The organism is Bradyrhizobium sp. USDA 4538, assembly GCF_024171045.1.
GTDB lineage: Bacteria > Pseudomonadota > Alphaproteobacteria > Rhizobiales > Xanthobacteraceae > Bradyrhizobium > Bradyrhizobium australafricanum.
In genome coordinates, this window is the sequence record NZ_JALJZE010000001.1 from 5324764 (window position 1) to 5346822 (window position 22059).

Annotated in this window: 17 protein-coding genes; 16 read left to right on the forward strand and 1 reads right to left on the reverse strand. The window is 64.9% G+C overall.

Translation table 11 applies throughout. The annotated features are described in order from the left end of the window. Position 1 precedes the first annotated feature (1 nt). From J2R78_RS24095 to J2R78_RS24150, 12 genes are all read left to right on the forward strand, one after another. A complete protein-coding gene (locus J2R78_RS24095) occupies positions 2-1165 on the forward strand; it encodes a winged helix-turn-helix domain-containing protein (protein ID WP_253607103.1) in 1164 nt (387 codons plus the stop codon). Positions 1166-1522: 357 nt separating this feature from the next. Then, positions 1523-2848 carry an MFS transporter gene (locus tag J2R78_RS24100; protein WP_253607104.1) on the forward strand — a complete coding sequence of 442 codons (1326 nt, stop codon included), beginning with the start codon at positions 1523-1525 and terminating at the stop codon, positions 2846-2848. A gap of 238 nt (positions 2849-3086) precedes the next feature. Further along, positions 3087-4193 (forward strand): efflux RND transporter periplasmic adaptor subunit, encoded by a 1107-nt coding sequence (locus J2R78_RS24105; RefSeq protein WP_253607105.1) that lies wholly within the window; start codon positions 3087-3089, stop codon positions 4191-4193. Positions 4194-4248: 55 nt separating this feature from the next. Next, entirely contained in the window at positions 4249-7386 is a 3138-nt protein-coding gene (locus J2R78_RS24110; RefSeq protein WP_253607106.1) for an efflux RND transporter permease subunit, read from the forward strand. 21 nt (positions 7387-7407) lie between these two features. Further along, positions 7408-8016 carry a TetR/AcrR family transcriptional regulator gene (locus tag J2R78_RS24115; protein ID WP_141340507.1) on the forward strand — a complete coding sequence of 203 codons (609 nt, stop codon included), beginning with the start codon at positions 7408-7410 and terminating at the stop codon, positions 8014-8016. A gap of 130 nt (positions 8017-8146) precedes the next feature. Beyond that, positions 8147-8770 carry a flavin reductase family protein gene (locus J2R78_RS24120; RefSeq protein ID WP_253607107.1) on the forward strand — a complete coding sequence of 208 codons (624 nt, stop codon included), beginning with the start codon at positions 8147-8149 and terminating at the stop codon, positions 8768-8770. A 354-nt stretch (positions 8771-9124) separates the two neighbouring features. Continuing rightward, positions 9125-10366, forward strand: coding sequence for an SMP-30/gluconolactonase/LRE family protein (locus J2R78_RS24125; RefSeq protein ID WP_253607108.1), 1242 nt, complete (start codon positions 9125-9127; stop codon positions 10364-10366). Between the two features lie 210 nt (positions 10367-10576). Then, positions 10577-12844, forward strand: a complete 2268-nt coding sequence (locus J2R78_RS24130) for an acyl-CoA dehydrogenase (RefSeq protein ID WP_253607109.1) — start codon at positions 10577-10579, stop codon at positions 12842-12844. Then, positions 12844-14127, forward strand: coding sequence for an acetyl-CoA C-acetyltransferase (locus tag J2R78_RS24135; RefSeq protein ID WP_253607110.1), 1284 nt, complete (start codon positions 12844-12846; stop codon positions 14125-14127). Before J2R78_RS24130 ends, J2R78_RS24135 begins: the two co-directional genes overlap by 1 nt. Before the next feature lie 2 nt (positions 14128-14129). After that, the gene (locus tag J2R78_RS24140; protein WP_253607111.1) at positions 14130-16226 is read left to right on the forward strand and encodes a 3-hydroxyacyl-CoA dehydrogenase NAD-binding domain-containing protein; all 2097 of its coding nucleotides are present in this window, start codon (positions 14130-14132) and stop codon (positions 16224-16226) included. Then, positions 16223-16684, forward strand: a complete 462-nt coding sequence (locus J2R78_RS24145) for an acyl-CoA thioesterase (RefSeq protein ID WP_057016954.1) — start codon at positions 16223-16225, stop codon at positions 16682-16684. The genes J2R78_RS24140 and J2R78_RS24145 overlap by 4 nt, the downstream gene beginning before the upstream one ends. A gap of 176 nt (positions 16685-16860) precedes the next feature. After that, positions 16861-17055 (forward strand): hypothetical protein, encoded by a 195-nt coding sequence (locus J2R78_RS24150; protein ID WP_057016955.1) that lies wholly within the window; start codon positions 16861-16863, stop codon positions 17053-17055. On the opposite strand, the gene J2R78_RS44800 is transcribed toward J2R78_RS24150, so the two are convergent. Further along, on the reverse strand, positions 17031-17162 hold the full coding sequence (locus tag J2R78_RS44800) for a hypothetical protein (RefSeq protein ID WP_256521284.1): 132 nt from the start codon (positions 17160-17162) through the stop codon (positions 17031-17033). The two genes, J2R78_RS24150 and J2R78_RS44800, sit on opposite strands and share 25 nt — an antisense overlap. Before the next feature lie 29 nt (positions 17163-17191). On the opposite strand from J2R78_RS44800, the gene J2R78_RS24155 reads away from it, so the two are divergent. The 4 genes from J2R78_RS24155 to J2R78_RS24170 all read left to right on the forward strand — a co-directional run bounded on the left by J2R78_RS24155 (position 17192) and on the right by J2R78_RS24170 (position 22050). Then, on the forward strand, positions 17192-18031 hold the full coding sequence (locus J2R78_RS24155; protein WP_057016956.1) for a DeoR/GlpR family DNA-binding transcription regulator: 840 nt from the start codon (positions 17192-17194) through the stop codon (positions 18029-18031). A gap of 75 nt (positions 18032-18106) precedes the next feature. After that, entirely contained in the window at positions 18107-19096 is a 990-nt protein-coding gene (locus J2R78_RS24160) for a hypothetical protein (RefSeq protein ID WP_253607112.1), read from the forward strand. A 273-nt stretch (positions 19097-19369) separates the two neighbouring features. After that, positions 19370-20914 carry a glycerol-3-phosphate dehydrogenase gene (glpD, locus tag J2R78_RS24165; RefSeq protein ID WP_225158590.1) on the forward strand — a complete coding sequence of 515 codons (1545 nt, stop codon included), beginning with the start codon at positions 19370-19372 and terminating at the stop codon, positions 20912-20914. Continuing rightward, positions 20911-22050, forward strand: a complete 1140-nt coding sequence (locus J2R78_RS24170; RefSeq protein WP_168857235.1) for an ABC transporter ATP-binding protein — start codon at positions 20911-20913, stop codon at positions 22048-22050. The genes glpD and J2R78_RS24170 overlap by 4 nt, the downstream gene beginning before the upstream one ends. Positions 22051-22059: the final 9 nt, after the last annotated feature.

Genomic DNA, 22059 nt, shown 5'->3' on the forward strand with positions numbered 1-22059 from the left:
AATGTCCCGCGCCGCCGAACCCCTTTTGTTGAACAATGCTGCCGCCCGCCATATCTGGCTGCGCGCGCAGCGGCTCGATACAAAGGTGCCGTTCGGCGAGGGGGCGTCAGCGGTGGCGGCCGCCGTCGATCATCTCGGCTATGTGCAGATCGACACCATCAACGTGATCGAGCGCTGCCATCACCACATCCTGTTCAGCCGCATTCCGGACTACCGCCGCGCCGACCTCAAGCAGGCGCAGAGCCGGGACAAGAGCGTGTTCGAGTACTGGACGCACGCGCTGTCCTACATTCCGTCCAAGGACATCGGCTTCTTCCTGCCGGCGATGAAGGCGCACAAGCGCGAGGGCCACAAATGGTTCTCGTCGGTGACCCCGGCGGATACGCGCAAGGTGCTGCGGCTGCTTCGTGCCGGTCCGCTGACGATCCGCGACATCGATGACGACGTGCTGACCGAGAAGGAGCATCTCTGGCAGAGCCGCAAGCCCTCCAAGCGCGCGCTGCAGCTCGCCTTCTACGGCGGCGTGGTCACGATCAGCGAGCGCGCCGGCATGCTGAAGACCTATGAGTTGATGACCCGGCACTTCGGCTGGGACAAGCCGCCGAAGCCGGCCCCGGCCTCGGCCCGGACCGCCTATCTGCTCGACCGCGCGCTGCGCTCGCAGGGCATCGTCAGCCTGGATTCGATCTGCCATCTCGATGCGCCGAGCAAGAAGGCGGTACGCAGCCTGATCGAGGCGCGCCTGCGCCGCAAGGAACTGGTCCGGGTCGCGCTGGAAGGCGCCGGCAAGCAGGAGCATTGGGCACGGCCCGAGGTGCTGGACGCGACCGGCGAGGGTGATCCCACCCTGGTTCACATCCTCTCGCCGTTCGATCCGCTGATCATCCAGCGCAAGCGCACCGAGCTGTTCTTCGGCTATGGCCACCGTTTCGAGGCCTATGTGCCGAAGGAGAAGCGCCTGTTCGGCTATTTCGCGCTGCCGGTGCTGGTCGGTGACGACATCGTCGCCGCCCTCGACCTCAAGACCGACCGGCAGAGCAAGAAGCTCCTGATGCAGAAATGGAGCTGGGTCGGCAACGGCAAGAAGCAGGCGGCACGCAAGGAGCTGAAGCGGCGCATCGAGGAAGAGCTCGACCGCTTCGAGCGCTTCCAGCTCGCGGACTAGCTTCCATCGATGATCAGATTGCGTTGAGTAAGCATCAGCATCGCATCTGCGTTCCCTCTTCCGCTTGCGGGGGAGGGCTAGGGTGGGGGCTCTCTCCACGAGTCGTATCGCGGAGAGAGCCCCCACCCGGTTCGCATCTGTCGATGCGAACCGACCTCCCCCGCAAGGGGGAGAGGTGCAGCGAGTTCGCCGCGGGACCCGATTCCACCTAACCGCATCGCGCTTCAGCACTGTCGCCGCTGGTCGTCCGTTTGTCGCTTGGGGTTCCCGTTTGCGCTGTGAGCTATGAGTTTTTGCCATTGCTCAAAGCGGAGCCAGCCAATAATCCTCACGGCAAGCAACACCCGGGGAAAGCTCATGAGCCAGACAGCAACCATCGCGCCCGATCGCGGCGTCCGCAGCGAGATCGAGACGTCGACGATCCGCGCGATCTCCTGGCGGCTGATCCCGTTCCTGATCCTGGCCTACTTCTTCTCCTATCTCGACCGCGTCAATCTCGGTTTCGCCGCGCTCACCATGAACAGCGAGCTGAAGTTCTCGCCGGTGGTGTTCTCGTTCGGCGCCGGCATTTTCTTCATCGGCTATTTCATTTTCGAGGTGCCGAGCAACCTGGCGCTGGAGCGGTTCGGCGCCAGCAAGTGGATCGCCCGCATCATGGTGAGCTGGGGCATCCTCTCGGCGTTGATGGCGGCGGTCTATGACGAGCACAGCTTCTACGCGCTGCGCTTCTTCCTCGGGGTGGCCGAGGCCGGCTTCTTCCCCGGCATCATCCTCTATCTGACCTACTGGTACCCGGCCGAGTATCGTGCGCGCTTCCTCGCCGCCTTCGCGCTCGCGGTGCCGATCTCGACCGTGATCGGCGCGCCGATCTCCGGCCTGCTGCTCGGCCTCGACGGCGTGATGGGCTTGAAGGGCTGGCAGTGGCTGTTCGTCATCGAGGGCATTCCCTCGGTGCTGCTCGGCATCGTCACCTGGTTCTACCTGACCGACCGGCCGGAGAAGGCCGAGTGGCTCTCGGCCGAGCAGAAGGCGTGGCTCAAGGCGAAGCTCGACGCCGAGGTCGCGGCCAAGCAGGCGGCGAAGCATTTCACCTTGGGCGAGGCGCTGTCCTCGCCCAAGGTGCTGGCGCTCAGCGCGATCTATTTCGGTTTCGTCGCCTCGCTCTACGGCATGCAGTTTTGGCTGCCGCAGATCGTCAAGGCGTTCGGTCTGACCAACGCGCAGACCGGCTTCGTCACCGCGATCCCGTACGCATTCGGCACCGTCGCGATGATCCTGTGGGCGCGCCGTTCCGATGCCACCCGCGAGCGCGTGTTCCATGTCGGCGCGCCGCTGCTGCTGACCGCGCTGGCGCTCGCGGTCTCCAGCTACATCACCGATCCGGTCATGACGATGGTGGTGCTGACGGTCGCCGCGATCGGCGTGTTCTGCACCTTCGCGGTGTTCTGGACGCTGCCGACCGCCTGGCTCTCCGGCACCGCTGCCGCCGGCGCGATCGCGCTGATCAACTCGATCGGCAACCTCGCCGGTTTCGGCGGGCCCTATCTGATCGGCTGGGTCAAGGAAGCCACCGGCAGCACGTCGACCGGGCTGCTGGTGCTGTCGCTGTTGCCGCTCGCGGCGGGCCTGCTGGTTTTCCTCGGTAGCCATGAGACCAAGACCGAGTTCGCGGGGGCGAAGTAGCTCGCCCTCAAATCACGTGCTCCCGTAGCCCGGATGGAGCGCAGCGCAATCCGGGGACCCTCCCGCCACCGGTGAGGTCCCGGATTTCGCTCCGCTTCACCCGGGGCTACGCATTTTCCGAACTCCGCACCCGCCAAATCCGATCCCGCTCACGAATTGGTTATCACTGACGAATATTGACATTTATCAGTGATAAATCGATACTCTTCATCAGTCGTCAGCCCGATGGAGATTTCAGATGTTCGTTCGTTCCGTTTTCTCGAGCTATTACAAGCTCTTAACCGGAGCGTCGCTGGCTTTCGCGGTGTTCGCGCTGACCGGCTGCAATGAAAAGGCGGCTGAAAACGCCGATCCGGGACGCCCCGTTCTGGTGGCGACCGTCCATTATGAAGCTGAAACCCCTGAGCGCAGCTTTGTCGGCACCATCAAGCCCCGTATCGAAGCCGATATGGGCTTTCGGGTCGCCGGCAAGGTGGCCAAGCGGCTGGTCGAGGTCGGACAGACAGTCGACGTCGACCAGCCCTTGGCCACCCTCGACGAGGTCGACCTGAAGCTGCAGGCCGAGCAGGCGGAGGCGGAATTCCGCGCCGCCACCGGCGTGCTCGCGCAGGCCGGCGCCGCCGAGCAGCGCGCCAAGGATCTGAAGGCCAAGGGCTGGACCACCGACGCGGCACTCGATTCCGCCAAGGCCGCCGGCGACGAGGCCCGCGCGCGGCTGAACCGTGCCGAGCGCTCGGTCGAGCTGACCAGGAATTCCCTCTCTTATGCAACGCTGGTGGCCGACACCCGGGGTGTCGTCACAGCGACCATGATCGAGCCCGGCCAGGTGGTTGCCGCGGGCCAGGCTTCGATCCGTGTCGCCCGACTTGGCGAGAAGGAAGCTGTCGTCGCGATCCCAGAGACGCTTCTTGCTCGTGCCAGGTCGGGCGTAGCCACGGTGACGCTGTGGTCGGACGCCAAGAAGAGCTATGCCGCCAGGCTGCGCGAGGTCGCGCCGCAGGCCGATCCCGCCACCCGCACCTATCTCGCAAAATTCTCGCTGCCGGACGCCGACGAGGCGGTTTCGCTCGGCATGACCGCGACGCTGACGCTCGCCGACAAGGCGAGCGAGCGGGTGGCCAAGTTACCTCTGTCGGCGCTGTACAGCCAGGGCGGCGATCCCTCGCTCTACATCGTCGACGACAAGGGCGACATCGCGCTGAAGCCGGTCAAGGTGAAGGCCTATGAGAGCAACAACGTCGTCATCTCCGGCGGCGTCGACGATGGCGCCAAGGTGGTCGCCCTCGGTGTGCAGAAACTCGATCCGAGCCAGAAGGTGCGGGTCGTGTCGTCGCTGTCGTTCTAACCCTCGCATAGCAGCGGAAACGGTTCTGGGACTGGTCTAGAACTTGGAGAGTTCGATGAAGCGCTTCAACCTTTCGGCCTGGGCGGTCAGCCATCCGACGCTGGTCCTGTTCCTGATGATCATCCTCGCCGCCGCGGGCTTCTTCTCCTACGAGAAGCTCGGCCGCGCCGAGGATCCGTTCTTCACCGTCAAGGTGGTGAACGTCTCGGTGATGTGGCCGGGCGCGACCTCGCAGGAAATGCAGATGCAGGTCGCCGATCCGATCGAGAAGAAACTGCAGGAGCTGCCGTTCTTCGACAAGGTGCAGACCTATTCCAAGCCGGGCTTCACGGCGATGCAGGTCTCCTTCAAGGATTCGACCTCGCCGAAGGACGTGCCCTATCTCTTCTATCTCCTGCGCAAGAAGCTGGTCGATGTGCAGGGCGAGCTGCCCTCCGGCATACTCGGTCCCGTCGTCAACGACGAATTCTCCGACGTCGATTCGATCCTCTATATGATGACCGGCGACGGCGCCAATTATGCGCAGCTCAAGAAGGTCGCGGAGGGTTTTCGCCAGCGCCTGCTCAAGGTGCCGGGCGTCACCAAGATCGATCTCTACGGCACCCAGGACGAGCGTATTTTCGTCGAGTTCTCGCATGCCAAGCTGGCGACGCTCGGCATCACGCCGCAGGCGCTGTTCGATTCGCTCGCCAAGCAGAATAACGTCACCCCGGCCGGTACCGTCGAGAGCTCATCGCAGCGCGTGCCGCTGCGCGTCACCGGCGCGCTTGACGGCGTCAAGGCGGTTGCCGAGACGCCGGTCGAGAGCAACGGCCGCGTGTTCCGGCTCGGCGATATCGCGACCGTAAGCCACGGCTATGTCGATCCGCCGAGCTTCAAGGTGCGTCAGGAAGGCAAGCCGGCGCTCGGCATCGGCGTCGTCACCGCCAAGGGCGCCAACATCCTCGAGCTCGGCAAGGAGGTCCAGAAGGCGACCGCCGAGTTCCTGAAGGCGGTGCCGCAGGGCGTCGATGTCCAGCAGATCGCCGACCAGCCCAAGGTGGTCGAGCACGCCGTCGGCGAGTTCGTGCACTCCTTCGTCGAGGCGCTCGCGATCGTGCTGTTCGTCTCCTTTGTCGCGCTCGGCTGGCGCACCGGCATCGTGGTCGCGCTGTCGGTGCCGCTGGTGCTCGGCATCGTCTTCATCGTGATGAACGCAATGTCGCTCGACCTGCACCGTATCACGCTCGGCGCGCTGATCATTGCGCTCGGCCTTTTGGTCGACGACGCCATTATCGCGGTCGAGATGATGGTGGTGAAGATGGAGCAGGGCTGGGACCGCATGAAGGCGGCGTCCTTTGCCTGGGAATCCACCGCGTTTCCGATGCTCACGGGAACGCTGGTCACGGCCGCTGGCTTCCTCCCCATCGGCTTTGCCAATTCTGCGGTCGGCGAATATGCCGGCGGCATCTTCTGGATCGTGGCGATCTCGCTGGTCGCCTCCTGGTTCGTCGCGGTGATCTTCACGCCCTATATCGGCGTCAAGCTGTTGCCCAACATCAAGGTGCACCAGAACCACGATCCGCACGCGATCTACGAGACGCGGATGTATCGCGGCCTGCGCAGCGTCGTGCAGTGGTGCGTCGATCACCGCATCAAGGTGGTGGCGGCGACCGTCGGCGTCTTCGTTGCCTCCATCGTTGCGTTCGGCCACGTCCAGCAGCAGTTCTTCCCGCTGTCGGAGCGGCCCGAGTTGTTCCTGCAGCTGCGTCTGCCCGAGGGCACCGCCTTCAACGTCACCGAGAAGGCGGTGAAGCAGGCCGAAGGGCTGCTGAAGGGCGATGACGACATCCAGACCTACACCGCCTATGTCGGCCAGGGCTCGCCGCGCTTCTGGCTCGGCCTCAACCCGCAGCTGCCGAACGAGGCGTTTGCCGAGATCGTGATCCTCGCCAAGAACGTCGAGGCGCGAGAGCGCGTTAAGGCCAAGATCGAGCAGGCCGCCGCCGACGGCGCTTTGAACCAGGCGCGGGTCCGGGTCGACCGCTTCAATTTCGGTCCGCCGGTCGGCTTCCCGGTCCAGTTCCGCGTGATCGGCCCCGATGCCAACAAGGTGCGCGACATCGCCTACCAGGTGCGCGACGTCATGCGCCAGAACAAGAACGTCAAGGACGTCCAGCTCGACTGGAACGAGCAGTCGCCCTACCTGAAGCTCGCCGTCGACCAGGATCGGGCGCGTGCGCTCGGCCTGACCCCGCAGGACGTCTCGCAGGCGCTGGCGATGCTGATCTCGGGCGCGCCGGTCACCACGATCCGCGACGGCATCGAGAAGGTCGGCGTGGTCGCCCGCGCGGTGCCGTCCGAGCGGCTCGATCTCGGCCGCGTCGGCGATCTCACCATCACCACGCGCAACGGCGTCGCCGTCCCGCTGCAGCAGATTGCCAAGATCGAATATGCGCATGAGGAGCCGATCCTGTGGCGGCGCAACCGCGACATGGCGATCACCGTGCGCTCCGACGTCGTCGACGGCGTGCAGGCGCCCGACGTCACCAACCAGATCTCGCCGAAGCTGAAGGACATCCAGGCCCATCTCGAGCCAGCCTACCGGATCGAGCCGGGCGGGGCGTTCGAGGAATCCGCCAAGGGCAATGCGTCGATCTTCATCCTCTTCCCCGTGATGGTGATGGTGATGCTGACGCTGCTGATGATCCAGCTGCAGAGCTTCTCGCGCCTGTTCCTGGTGTTCCTGACCGCGCCGCTCGGCATCGTCGGCGCCTCGCTGGGGCTCAACGTCGCCAACCAGCCGTTCGGCTTCGTGGCGCTGCTCGGCCTGATCGCGCTCGCCGGCATGATCATGCGCAACGCCGTGATCCTGGTCGACCAGATCGAGAGCGACGTGGCGTCCGGCCTGACCCGGCGCGAGGCGATCGTCGAAGCCACCGTCCGGCGCGCCCGGCCGGTGGTGCTGACGGCCCTGGCCGCCATCCTCGCCATGATCCCGCTGTCGCGCTCGGCATTCTGGGGCCCGATGGCGATCACCATCATGGGCGGTTTGTTTGTTGCGACTTTCCTGACCTTGCTGTATCTGCCGGGCCTTTACGCCCTCTGGTTCCGCAAGACCCTCGAGGAAAGCGGCTCCGAGCAAACCAATACTGCGCCGCAGCATGCCGGCGATGCGCAACGCGCATTTCCGCTTGCTGAGGCGGCCGAATAATTGAAGATTGAGCAGGCCAACATGACACTGATCTCGGAACATAGCGAAACCGACACCCGCGAGCGGATTCTCGTGGTGGCGGAGCGCTTGTTCCGGCAGATCGGGTATCAGAAGACGACGGTCGCCGACATCGCCAAAGAGCTGCGGATGAGCCCCGCCAACGTGTACCGCTTCTTCGATTCGAAGAAGTCGATCCACGAGGGCGTGGCCCGCGGCCTGATGGGCGAGGTCGAGATCGAGGCCCGGCGCATCGCGCGCTCGGAAGGGCCGGCGGCGCCACGCTTGCGCCAGATGATGACGACCATCAATCGCATGAACACCGAGCGCTATGTCGGCGATTCCAAGATGCACGAGATGGTCGAGATCGCGATGCAGGAGGACTGGGACGTCTGCGTCGCCCATATGGAGTGTATCGCCTCCATTATCGGCGAGGTGATCGCGCAAGGAGCCGCGTCGGGGGAGTTCGAGATCAAGGACCTGCAGCTCGCCTCGCTGTGCGCCTGCACCGCGATGATGCGGTTCTTCCATCCCCAGATGATCGCCCAATGTGCCACCAAGCCGGGCCCGACCATCGACCAGATGATCGATTTCGTGATCGCCGGCCTGTCGCCGCGCGGCCGCGCCAATTGAGCGCCAGGGCTGACATTTTCGTCAGTTGACTTCCTTGTCATTCCGGGGCGATGCGTAAGCATCGAACCCGGAATCTCGAGATTCCGGGTCTGGTCCTTACGGACCATCCCGGAATGACGAGGACGCAATCGTGACCGTCAAAGACCTGCATTTCTACGAGCCGAAGAACGGCCACGGCCTGAAGCACGACCCGTTCAACGCCATCGTCGCGCCGCGGCCGATCGGCTGGATCTCCTCGCGCGACAAGGGCGGCAACGTCAACCTCGCGCCCTACAGCTTCTTCAACGCGTTCTGCTATGTGCCGCCGATCATCGGCTTCTCCTCCACCAACTGGAAGGATAGCGTCGCCAACATCCAGGACACCGGCGAGTTCGTCTGGAATCTGGCGACGATGGATCTCGCCAGACACATGAACGCGACCGCGGCGCATGTCGCGCGCGATGTCGACGAATTCAGGCTCGCGGGGCTTACGCAGGTCGCCGGCAAGCTCGTCAACGTGCCGCGGGTCGCCGAAAGCCCGGTGTCGTTCGAATGCAAGGTGAGCCAGATCGTCCAGCTCCAGGGCGCCGACGGCAAGAAGGCCGAGGCCTGGCTGACGCTCGGCGAGGTCGTCGCCGTCCACATCGACAAGGCCTTCATCAAGGACGGCGTCTACCAGACCGGCCTCGCGCGCCCGATCGTCCGCGCCGGCCGCCGCGGCGACTACTTCGAGATCAAGCCGGAAAACATGTTCGAGATGATCCGGCCGGATTGAGTGCTGCTCTATCCTCCCTCTCCCCGTTCTTCACGGGGTCGAGACGAGCGAAGCTCGCTCTTAGAGGGTAGGGTGAGGGGCTGCTTCCACCAGTTGTGATGGTCGTGAGACCTGTACCCCTTCACCCTAAATTCAAGCTGCGCTTGAATTTCGACCTCTCCCCGCAAGCGGGGCGAGGTAAGGGACGTTGCTCCGCTGCGGATTCGTGCGCTCCGCAACGACGGCCCGCACCACAACAATGTGAAATTTCCGCGCGCGGGGATGAAAAACCGTCACTCGCAACCTCTCCGAGAGCAGTCTAACCTCCACCCGCCAGGCCGGATCAACGGCCGGCCAACAGAGTGGGAGGATGCGATGACACGCCACGAGCGGAGCGATCCGAACGAAGAACAACGCGATCCGAATGTTTCACGGCGCACGCTGGTTCAGGGACTTGCGGTTTCCGCCGCTGCCGTAGCTAGCATCGGCAACGCGCTGGCCCAGAACGCGCCCGCGCCGGTCGGGCCGCCGACGACGATCACCAGCCCGCCGCGCGACTTCAGTCCGCGCGGTGCGCCGACCACCTATTTCTGGGACCCCGACATCATCGCGGTCGATCCGTCCTTCAACGACCTTGCCCAGCCCAACACCTCGATCAAGCGCCTCTATACCGGCCTGTTGTGGGCGGAAGGCCCGGCCTGGAGTTCGCAGGGCCGCTATCTGCTGTGGAGCGACATCCCTAACAACCGGCAGATGCGCTGGTCGGAAGATGACGGCCATGTCAGCGTCTTCCGCATGCCGTCGAACTACTCGAACGGCAATTCGTTCGACTTCCAGGGCCGCCAGCTGTCCTGCGAGCATCTCACCCGCCGCGTGACGCGCTACGAGAATGACGGCACCGCGACCGTGCTCGCCGACAACTATCAGGGCAAGCGGCTGAACTCGCCGAACGACGTCGTCGCGCATCCGGACGGCAGCTACTGGTTCACCGATCCGCCCTATGGCGGCCAGCTCTATGAGGGCGAGCCTGATGCCGCGGGCGGCCCGAGCAATCCGGCCGGCAAGCTCAATCCCCGGATCGGCCAGCCGGCGGGCTTCGTCCCGGCCAAGCGCGAACTGCCGACCAATTGCTACCGCATCGATCCCTCGGGCCGCGTCGATCTCGTGGTCAGCGAGGACCAGGTGCCGGATCCGAACGGCCTCTGCTTCTCGCCCGACTACAAGAAGCTCTACGTGGTCTCGACCGGCAAGGGACCGGGCGATAGCGGACCCGGCGGCAAGGGTGACGTTTTCGTGTTCGATGTCGGCGCCGACAACAAGCTTTCCAACGGCAAGCGGTTCAGCGATTTTACGATCGACGGCGTGAAGTGCGGACCGGACGGTATCCGCTGCGACGTCAACGGCAATGTCTGGTGCTCGAGCAATGCCGGCCGCGCGGTCGGTTACAGCGGCGTGACGGTGTGGTCGCCGGAAGGCAAGCTGCTCGGCCGTATCCGGCTGCCCGAGGTCTGCGGCAACATCACCTTCGGTGGTCCCAAGCGCAACCGCCTGTTCATGGCCGCAAGCCAGTCGCTCTACGCGGTCTATACCGCAACCCAGGGAGCGGGACCCGCCTAGCTCGTCCTGCATGGGGATGGCGTCTGCGCCATCCCCGGCTACCTGATTGTCGCAGCTCAGCTTTCGGAACTGAACGCGTGGCGTGCCGTTAACAAAATGGCGCCTGGGCCGCGTCAATTTCGCTTTATCTGCGAAGCGAAGTGTTCACCGGTGAACGGCACTTTCCGATAAGATCACCCATCCGCGCCGCCGTTTCATGAGGGATCCGCCATGAGCTTCCGCCGCGACTATATGACAAAACCGATCTTCTCCTGGGCGCGTGGCGTGCTGCCGACGATGTCGGACACCGAGCGCGAGGCGCTGGAAGCCGGCGACGTCTGGTGGGACGCCGATCTTTTCACCGGCAATCCCGACTGGTCGAAATTGCTGGCGTTCGCGCCGGCCAGATTGACCGAGGAAGAGCAAGCCTTCCTGCACGGTCCGGTCGACGAGCTCTGCAGGATGCTCGACGAATGGAAGATCAACTGGGAATGGCGCGACCTACCGCCCGAAGTCTGGGCCTTCATCAAAGCCAAGAAATTCTTCGGCATGATCATCCCGAAGGAATACGGCGGCCTCGGCTTCTCGCCCTACGCGCATTCCGAGGTGGTGCGCAAGATCTCGTCGCGCTCGCTGACCGCGGCCGTCACCGTGATGGTGCCGAACTCGCTCGGGCCCGGAGAGCTCTTGATGCGGTTCGGCACCAAGGAGCAGCAGGACAAATGGCTGCCGCGCCTCGCCTCCGGACAGGACATTCCATGTTTCGGCCTGACCAGCCCGGAGGCAGGCTCCGACGCCGCCTCGATGATCGACACCGGCATCATCTGCAGGGGCAATTTCGAAGGCCGTGAGGTGCTCGGCTTGAGGCTCAACTGGCACAAGCGCTACATCACGCTCGGCCCGGTCGCGACGCTGCTCGGCCTTGCCTTCAAGGCCTATGATCCCGATCACCTCGTCGGCAGCGAGGAAGAGCTCGGCATCACCGTCGCGCTGATCCCGACCCATCTGCCGGGCGTGTCGATCGGCCACCGCCATCTGCCGGCGATGCAGGTGTTCCAGAACGGCCCGAACTGGGGCAAGGACGTCTTCATCCCGCTCGACTACATCATCGGCGGCGAGGCACGGCTCGGTCATGGCTGGAAGATGCTGATGACGGCGCTCGCCGCCGGCCGCGGCATCTCGCTGCCGTCGCTGTCGGCGGCCGGCGCTGCCTATGCCGCGCGCACCACCGGCGCCTATGCCCGCATCCGCGAGCAGTTCGGCATCTCGATCTCGAAATTCGAAGGCATCGAGGAGCCGCTCGCCCGCATCGCCGGCACGGCCTATCTGCTCGACGCCGCGCGACGGCTGACCTGCGCCGCACTGAACGAGGGGCATCATCCCGCCGTCATCTCCGGGATCATGAAGCTGCACGCCACCGAGAGGATGCGGATCGCGATCGACGACGCCATGGACATCCATGGCGGCAAGGCCGTGATCGACGGGCCGCAGAATTATCTCGGCGGGCTCTACCGCTCGGTGCCGGTCGGCATCACGGTCGAGGGCGCCAACATCCTGACCCGCAATCTGATCGTGTTCGGGCAGGGCGCGATCCGCGCGCATCCATATCTGTTGCTGGAGATGAACGCGCTCGGCGAGACCGACCGCGACAAGGGTCTGACCGCGTTCGACACCGCGTTCTGGAAACATATCGGCCACAGCTTCGCGACCATGTTCCGCGCCTGGGGCCGCAGCTGGAGTTTTGGGATGTTCGCACCGGCGCCGGATGCCGGCGATGCGACCGAGTTCTATCGCCAGCTGTCGCGCTACTCGTCGGCGTTCGCGCTGTGCGCCGACATGGCGCTGCTCACCCTCGGCGGCGCGCTGAAGCGCAAGGAGATGCTCTCGGCACGCTTCGGCGACATCCTGTCCGAGCTGTATTTGCTCTCCGCTGCTTTGAAACGCTGGCAGGACGAGGGCCGACAGAAGGAGGATCTTCCCGCGCTCGAATGGTGCATGGCGTCCGGCTTCAAGACCATCGAGAACCGCTTTGCGGAAATCTTCGCCAATCTGCCGAACCGCCCGGTGGCTTGGCTGCTGAAATTCCTGGTCCAGCCGTTCGGTGCCCGCGTCACCGGCCCGACGGACCGCGTCGTGCAGCAATGCGCGCAGCTCGTGCTGTCGCCGTCAGCGGCGCGCGACCGGCTGACGCCGGACCTCGCCTTTGTCGAGGACGACGGCGGCATCGCAAGGCTGGAGAAGGCCTTCCGCCTCGTCACCGAGGCCGAGGATGCCGCCAAGCAGCTGCGCGCGGCGCGCCTGCATGACTGGAAGGAGGCGGTCAAGAAGGGCGTCATCACCGAGGCCGACGGCGAGAAGCTTGCCGCTGCCCACGAGGCCGTCGCCAAAGTCATCGAGGTCGATGATTTTGCGCCGGAGGCGCTGTCCCCGATTTACAAGAAATCCGCCGACGTGCATCAGTTCTTCCAGGAACTTGGTGAGCAGAGGGCGGCGAGCTGATGGCGCGACCAGTCTTTATCGTCGACGGCAGCCGGACGCCGTTCCTGAAGGCGCGCTCCGGTCCCGGCCCGTTCACCCCGGTCGATCTTGCCGTACAATGCGGTCGGCCGCTGCTGGCACGGCAGCCTTTCGCGCCCACCGCCTTCGACCAGGTGATCCTCGGCTGCGTCAACGTGATCGCCGACGAGATGAACCCGGCACGGGTTGCGGCGCTCAGGCTCGGTATGGGCGAACAGATGGTCGCCTTCACGGTGCAGATCAATTGCGGCTCCGGCATGCAGTCGATCGACACCGGCTATCGCTACATCCGCGAGGGCATCTCCGACCTGATCCTCGCCGGCGGTGCCGAAGCCTTGAGCCACGCGCCGCTGGTCTGGCCCAATTCGGGCGTGCGCTGGTTTGCCGGCTTCGCCGGCGCCAAGGGGCTAGGTGCCAAGATCGCCGCGGCGCTGAAGGTGAAGCCGAGTTACTTCAAGCCGATCATCGGCCTCGAGCGCGGGCTGACCGACCCGATCACCGAGCTCAACATGGGGCAGACCGCCGAGAAGGTCGGTCATCTCTTCGGCATTACGCGCGCGCAGTCTGATGCGTATGCCGCCGAGAGCCATCAGCGGCTGGCCAACGCGCAGCAGCAGGGCTTTCTCAAGGGCGAGGTCGAGACCGCGTTCTCCCGCGACGGCAAGTTCTTCGACCATGACGACGGCGTCCGACCGGACTCGACGCCCGAGACGCTCGCAAAGCTGAAGCCGGTGTTCGAGCGTCCGTGGGGCCAGGTCACCGCCGGCAATTCCTCGCAGATCACCGACGGCGCCTCCTGGGTGATCCTGGCGTCGGAGAAGGCGGCGGCCAAGCACGGGCTGACGCCGAAGGCCGTCATCCTCGACAGCCAATGGTCGGCGCTTGATCCCTCGATCATGGGCCTCGGCCCGGTGCTCTCGGCGAGCGCGCTGCTCAAGCGCAATAGCCTGACCTTGCAGGATGTCGAGACCTGGGAGCTGAACGAGGCCTTCGCCACCCAGGTGCTGGGCTGCCTCGCGGCATGGAACGACGAAAAATTCTGCCGCGAGATCCTTGGGCTCGATGGCGCGGCCGGCGAGATCGACCGCGCGAAGTTGAACGTCGACGGCGGCGCGATCAGCCTCGGCCATCCGGTCGGCACCAGCGGCAACCGCATCGTGCTGCATCTGGTCAATGCGATGAAGCGGCTCGGCACCAGGCGCGGCGTCGCCACCGAATGCATCGGTGGCGGGCAGGGCGGCGCGATGTTGATAGAGACGGTGTGATCATGGATTCACGGATCATGGACCTTCTCGCCGATCGCGTGCTCGAACTCGGGCCGAAGCCTGCCGCCGACAGTCCCTACAAGAATTTCAAGCTGACGCGCGATGACGACGGTATCGCCTGGCTGCTGTTCGACCGCGCCGGCGCCAGCGCCAACACGCTGTCCGCCGATCTACTCGAGGAGCTCGATGCCATCGTCGCGGCGCTGGAGAACCAGCGGCCGGCGGGTCTCGTGGTGCGCTCGGCCAAGCCAAGCGGCTTCATCGCCGGCGCTGACGTCAATGAGTTTCGCGGCGCCAGCGATTCCAGCGCGGTCGAGACCGCGATCGGTCGCGCCCATGCGGTGATCGACCGGCTCGAGGCGCTGCGCGTGCCGTCGGTCGCCGTCATCCACGGCTTCTGCCTCGGCGGCGGCCTCGAGGTCGCGCTGGCCTGCCAGATGCGGATCGCGATCGACGATGCCAGGTTCGGTTTCCCAGAGGTGATGCTCGGCCTGCATCCAGGTCTTGGCGGCACCGTGCGCTTCACCGAGCTGGTCAACCCGATGCAGGCGATGACCTTGATGTTGACCGGCAAGACCATCGACGCGCGCCGCGCCAAGGCGCTCGGCCTGGTCGACGCCGTCACCCAGGAGCGCCATGTCCGCAACGCGGCGAAGGATGCGGTGTTCGGCCGGCTGAAGCGCGCCAGGCCGGGCGCGCTCAACTCGATTCTCAATCTTGGTCCGGTCAGGGGCTTCCTCGCCTCGCGGATGCGCAGCGAGGCCGAGAAGGCCGCGCCGCGCAAGCATTACCCGGCGCCCTATGCGCTGATCGATCTGTGGGAGAAGCACGCCGGCAACCGCGCGGCGATGCTGAATGCGGAGAAGGCCTCGTTCGCCAATCTGATGGTGACACCGACCGCGCAGAACCTGATCCGTGTGTTCTTCCTGCGAGAGCAGATGAAGAAGCTCGCCGGCAGCGGCAACAAGGTTGCGCACGTCCATGTCATCGGCGCCGGCGCGATGGGCGGCGATATCGCGGCGTGGTGCGCCAACCAGGACATGCGGGTGACGCTCGCCGACATGAAGGCCGAGCCAATTGCGGGCGCGATGAAGCGCGCCGCGGAGTTGTTCGGCAAGATCATGCGCAAGCGGATCGACCAGCGCGACGCGCTCGACCGGCTGATCCCCGACATGGACGGCGAGGGCGTCCGCAATGCCGATCTGATCATCGAGGCGGTGCCAGAAAAGCTCGAGCTGAAGCAGAAGGTCTATGCCGGCCTCGAGCCGAAGCTGAAGCCGGGCGCGATCCTCGCCACCAACACCTCGAGCATCCCGCTGCAGGACCTGCGCACCACGCTGGCACGGCCGGAGCGGCTGCTCGGCCTGCACTTCTTCAACCCGGTGTCGCGGCTGCAACTCGTCGAGGTCGTCAGCCATGACGGCACCGATGCGGCGATGCTCAAGGAGGCGCTCGCGTTCGTCGGCGCCATCGACCGCCTGCCGCTGCCGGTGAAGAGCTCGCCGGGCTTCCTCGTCAATCGCGCGCTGACGCCCTACATGCTGGAAGCGATGATGATGCTGGACGAGAAGACCGATCAGCGCCTGATCGACGCAGCCGCCGTCGAGTTCGGCATGCCGATGGGGCCGATCGAACTCGCCGACCAGGTCGGCCTCGATATCTGCCTCGATGTCGGCGACATGCTGCGCTCGAAGTTCGGCGACACGCTGCCGCCGACGCCTGCGTGGTTGCGTGAAAAAGTCGCCAAAGGCGAGCTCGGCCGCAAGACCGGCAAGGGCTTCTACACCTGGAAGGACGGCAAGGCGGAAAAGGCGCCGCTGCCGGAGACCGGTCCCCGGGTCACCGATGAGATGATCGACCGCCTGGTGCTGCCGATCTCGAATGTCTGCGTCGCGGCCTTGCGCGAAGGCATCGTCGACAATCCCGATATGGTCGACGGCGCGATGATCTTCGGCACCGGCTATGCCCCGTTCCGCGGCGGCCCGCTCAACTATGCGCGCAGCCGCGGCGTCGACGATGTGGTGTCGGCCATGCAGGCCTTGATGCGCAAGTTCGGCGGACGATTTGCGCCGGATCCCGGCTGGGAGGCATTCAAGTGAGCGATTCGCAAGTGACCGGCTCGCAAGTGACCGACGCCCACGCTCACGCGCCGCTGAGCAACGACGCCGAGCCGAAGGGCGATCTCTGCATCCGCACGCTGGCGATGCCGGCCGACACCAATGCCAATGGCGACATCTTCGGCGGCTGGCTGCTCAGCCAGATGGATCTCGGTGGCGGCGTGTTCGCCTCCAAGGTGGCGAAGTCGCGCACCGTGACGGTCGCGATCGACGCGATGAACTTCCGCAAGGCGGTCAATGTCGGCGATCTCGTCTCCGTCCACGCCAATCTGGTGCGCATCGGCCGCACCTCGATCACGGTGCATCTCGAGGCCTGGGTGCTGCGCCGCCGCGAGCAGCAGTCGATCCTCGTGACCGACGGCAATTTCACCTATGTCTCGATCGACGAGCAGGGCCATCCGCAACCGATTCAGCGCGACGGCGCGACGATCGAAACCTGACATCCTCCGCGCGCCAGTGCCGCTGATTCGGTGGGAAAGGAAACGCGTCGAAACTGAGTCCGGAGCGTGGTTTGATTGCAAAAACCCGGAGTTTTTGGCGCTTCGCCGCGCAAAATAATCGAGGAACAAACAGCCAGCGACTCCGTTGTCGGGCCGAAGTCAAACCGAGGCTGACAATGTCCGACAGTTACGTGATCGAAGTGAGTTCGCAGACGGCGGGTATCGTGGTGCGCGATACGCGTGGTTATCAGTTCTTTGCTGCATCGCACCTTTTTGACCGCCTTGAAGGCCAGATCTTCCGCAATGCGCGCGAGGCCGAGCGCGCGGCGCGCCGGCTGCTCGCCGGTCAATCCATGCAGATGGCATCGTAGAACGCCTTCGCGTCATTGCGCATGGCCCGGGCGAAGCGTCCACCTTCGCCCAGGCCTTCCCTGACCCGGCACTGCACGTTGACCTCCGTGCCGAACGGTCGCACCATGGGCGACTCGCCGTTTCAAGGGGGCCGCCGTGGCCGGACTCTCCCATCGCCAGACTGAAATCCTCAACATCGCGCGCGCGTTCGGCCGGGTCATGGTCGAAGACCTCGCCAAGCGGTTCGAGGTGTCGGCGCAGACCATCCGCAAGGACCTCAACGATCTCTGCGACCAGCGCTCGCTGACCCGCATCCATGGCGGCGCGATCATCGCCTCGGGCGTCGAGAACCTCGCTTACGAGGCGCGCCGCTTCGTCGCCGCCGAGGAAAAGAAGGCGATCGGCGCTGCCGCGGCGGCACGGATTCCGAACGGCTGCTCGCTGTTCATCAATATCGGCACCACCACGGAAGAGGTCGCGAGCGCGCTGACCTCGCATGAGGACCTGCTGGTCATCACCAACAACCTCAACGTCGCGATGCTGCTCTACCGCCATCCGCGCATCGAGGTGGTGGTGGCCGGCGGCACGGTGCGCCGCGCCGACGGCGCCGTGGTCGGCTCCACCGCGACCCAGCTGATCGGCCAGTTCAAGGTCGACTACGCCATCATCGGCGCATCCGCCATCGACGAGGAGGGCGCGCTGCTCGACTTCGACTATCGCGAGGTGCAGGTCGCGCAGGCGATCATCGCCAATGCGCGCAACGTGATGCTGGTCTCGGACTCGACCAAGCTGCGCCGCAGCGCGCCGGTGCGGATCGCCCATATGAGCCAGATCCAGACCTTCGTGACCGATTCACCGCTTCCTGCGGGCCTCGCCAATATCTGCCACAGCCGCGGTATCGAGGTGGTCGTCGCGATGGACAAGCCGCAAGTCGATCTCGACGACAACGCCGCCGACGCGGCACCCGCGGCGCTGCGCAGCGCGCAAGGCGCTTGATCTCTCAAGTTTTAGCGAACCTGTTTCGGATGCCTTTCGGCCGCTGTTGTAGCCTGCCTGAGGTGGAGCGGTTCATTGGTCAGCACGCAATTCAAGATCGTCACGGCATTGGGCATGGCGGCGATGTTCGGCGTCGTCTCGTTTGTCCTTGGCTTTAACGTCGCATCCGCGTGCGCGACGGCGCTGGCCGGCGCTGTTTCTGCGCTTGTGGTCATGCGTGCGTTCGATGGTGAGACCCAGCCGCCATCGAAGAGCGTCCGTGCCGACATCTTTCGCCTCGGCAGCGAGAGCCGCCAGGCCTGGCTTTCGGAACTGGAACAGCAGAACGGCCGTGGCAGGAAACTGCTTTACGGACTGTCGCGGATCTTCCTTTCGGGATCGCCGTGTCAGCGCATCGCGAGCGGGGGCTTCCTCGCGCAGTCGGTAATCGGCCTGGTGGCGATCGTCCTGTTCTGGCTTGGCCAGGCGATGGGCTTTGACATGCGGCTGTTCGCAATCCCGCCGTTCGGGAGCCTGTTTGCGGATGGCATCCCGATGTCGGCTGAAGCAATCGCGGGGGTGAGGTTCGAGCACCTCTTCCTGCCGCTGGTCGCGCTCTACGCCGTCACGTTTTCCCTGTTCCTGATCGCATTGCTTGGCGATCTCGCGACCATCCTGCGCGATGGCGAGAGCAGTGGAAGTATCTCACGATGCCGCTGTTCTGCTTTGCATTCTGGGCACTCCTGGCGCACCGAAAATCATCGGGATATAGCGCCCTGCAAGTCGCGCTCGGCGGCGGACACCTCTGGGCCTATGTCGCGATCTTCGTGTTCTTTCCGCTTTTCTTTCTCGTGCTGTCGGCGTCGCTGCCAGGCAATCGGGCGATCCGATGAACAGGGCTCGCTCGATCGGGCGAATCTATCTCCGCTTCGCGCTCAAATGGTATGCGATCCTTTTCGTCGCATCGTTGGTCTTCTACGTCCTGTTCGCCAGCGGTCACACATTCGTCGCGTCGACCGGTGTGCTCTTGCTCGCCGTCTACTTTGTGCGCGACAGCCGAGCTTGCGCCAAGCGGGTAGGCGGTGAAGTTCACCGTACCTACGATCCCGAAAAGGCTCTGCCGGAATTGCGCGTCGGACGATCGCCACAGCGTCCCTGACCGTCCGCCACCGCCTTGCCTGGCGTCACGCCAAGCGTCGCTCGTCCCGTCCCTCCAAAAGCCCTGACCACGGGCACTCCGCCCAAAGAATCCCCAGCCCGAGTTCCCCATTTTCACTTTGCTTTCGTTTTTGGTTGTGATTTACTCCAATACGAAAGTAAAACCGTCAAAGCGAAGGCGGTTGCCGGGGGAAGCGTTCTTTGGACCAGATTTACGACCTCGCCATCATTGGAGGCGGCGTTAATGGCTGCGGCATCGCACGCGATGCGGCGGGCCGGGGTAACTCTGTTTTCCTCTGTGAAATGAATGACTTGGCTAGCGGGACGTCGTCCTGGTCGACCAAGCTCGTGCATGGCGGTCTGCGCTATCTCGAATATTACGAGTTTCGTTTGGTGCGCGAGGCGCTGATCGAACGCGAAATCCTCTGGCAGATCGCGCCCCACATCATTCGGCCGCTACGTTTCGTTTTGCCGCACCACGCCGGCCTGCGTCCGGCCTGGCTGCTGCGGCTCGGCCTCTTCCTCTACGACCATATCGGCGGCCGGCATTTGCTGCCGGCGACGCGCTCGGTCGATCTGACGCGCGACGCGGTCGGCAAGCCGCTGATCCCGGGCCGCTACACCAAGGGCTTTGAATATTCCGACTGCTTCGTCGACGATGCCCGGCTGGTTGCGCTGACCGCGCGCGATGCCGCCGATCGCGGCGCCGAGATCCGCACCCGCACCCGCGCGGTCGAGATCAGGCAAGTCGACGGCGTCTGGCACGTCACGGTCGAGGACAGCGTCACGGGTGCCCGCGACACGATCCAGTCACGCGTGCTGGTCAATGCCGGCGGTCCCTGGGTCGAACAGGTCCTGGCCTCGGGCGCCGGCGTCAACGCGCGCGCCAAGGTGCGCCTGGTGCAGGGCTCGCACATCGTGGTGCCCAAGCTCTACGACCACGACCGTGCCTACATCTTCCAGAACGCCGACGGCCGCATCATCTTCGTCATTCCCTATCAGAACGACTTCTCGCTGATCGGTACCACCGATCGCGACTATGACGGCGATCCGGCCAAGGTGAAGGCGACGCAGGAGGAGATCGAATATCTCTGCGCGTCCGCCAGCGCGTATCTCGCCAAGCCGGTGAAGCCCGAGGACGTGGTCTGGAATTACTCCGGCGTGCGTCCGCTCTATGACGACGGCGCCAGCGAAGCCAAGGCCGCGACCCGCGACTACGTGTTCGAGCTAGATACGCCCGGCGGTGCGCCGCTACTGTCGATCTATGGCGGCAAGATCACGACCTATCGCCGGCTCTCCGAAGAGGCGCTGGAGCGGCTGTCGCCTTATCTCCGCGGCACAAAGGCGCAGGAGGGCTGGACCGGCAAGGCGCCGCTGCCCGGCGGCGACATGGATGTATCCGCGGTCGCGGCGCTGAGCGCCGAATTGATCCGCACCTATCCGTTTCTCGCGCAATCGCACGCCAATCGTCTCGCGCATGCCTATGGCACGCGCGCCAGCAAAGTCTTGGGCAATGCAACATCGACGGCCGATCTTGGCCGCTCCTTCGGCGCCACCTTGACGGAAAGCGAAGTCAGGTACCTGATGGCGAACGAATGGGCTCGGACTGCGGACGATGTCGTCTGGCGACGATCCAAGCTGGGCTTGCGGATGACGGCGGGTGAAATCGCCGCGCTCGACGAGTGGATGCTCGCCAACCGCGTGTCCGGTGAACGTCCCCTCCGCGAAGCGGGAGGACGGGCATGAGCGTCACACTGCAGAATGTCACGCGAACCGTGGATGGCATTCCGACCATCCGCGACGTGTCGCTGACGCTGGAGCGTGGCACGCTCAGCGTGCTGCTCGGGCCGACGCTGTCGGGCAAGACCTCGATCATGCGGCTGCTCGCCGGCCTCGACAAGCCGACCACCGGCCGCGTGTTGGTCGACGGCAAGGACGTCACCGGCGCCGACGTGCGGCAGCGTTCGGTCGCGATGGTCTATCAGCAGTTCATCAACTATCCCTCGCTGACGGTCTACGAGAACATCGCCTCGCCGCTGCGCGTGCAGGGCAAGCCGCGCGCCGAGATCGAGCGGCGGGTGGCGGAAGCGGCCGGCCTGTTGCGGCTCGAGCCGTTCCTGAAGCGCACGCCGCTGCAACTCTCCGGCGGCCAGCAGCAGCGCACCGCGATCGCGCGGGCGCTGGTCAAGGGCGCCGACCTCGTGCTGCTCGACGAGCCGCTCGCCAATCTCGACTACAAGCTGCGCGAGGAGCTGCGCGCCGAGCTGCCGCGCATCTTCGAGGCCTCCGGCGCGATCTTCGTCTATGCCACCACCGAACCGTCGGAAGCGCTGCTGCTCGGCGGCGACACGGTGTGCATGTGGCAAGGCCAGGCGCTGCAAACCGGCGCGACGCCGAAGGTCTACCGCCATCCCGACACGCTGCGCGTTGCCCAGGTGTTTTCCGATCCGCCGCTCAACATCATCGGCATCGAGAAGAAGGGCGCGCAAGTGATCTATGCCGGCGGCGAGCAGGCGCCCGCGGCCGGCCTCTATGCCAATCTGCCCGACGGCCGCTACCGGACCGGCTTCCGCGCACACCAGCTCGAGGTCGGGAATGTCGCGGCCGGCCGCCACAAATTTTCCGCCGCGGTGACCGTGACCGAGATCACCGGGTCGGAGAGCTTTGTGCACGTCCATGTCCACGGCTCGAATTGGGTCGCGGTGCTGCACGGCGTGCACGAATATGAACCCGGGCAGGTGCTCGATGCCGCGCTCGATCCCGACAACATCTTCGTGTTCGACGCCGCCGACCGCCTCGTCGCATCGCCCGCGACCTCGTTTTCGGGCAACGTGCATCGCAGTGCGCGCGCTGCAAACGCGTCAGCCGGCAACGGCAAGTGAGGGAGATGC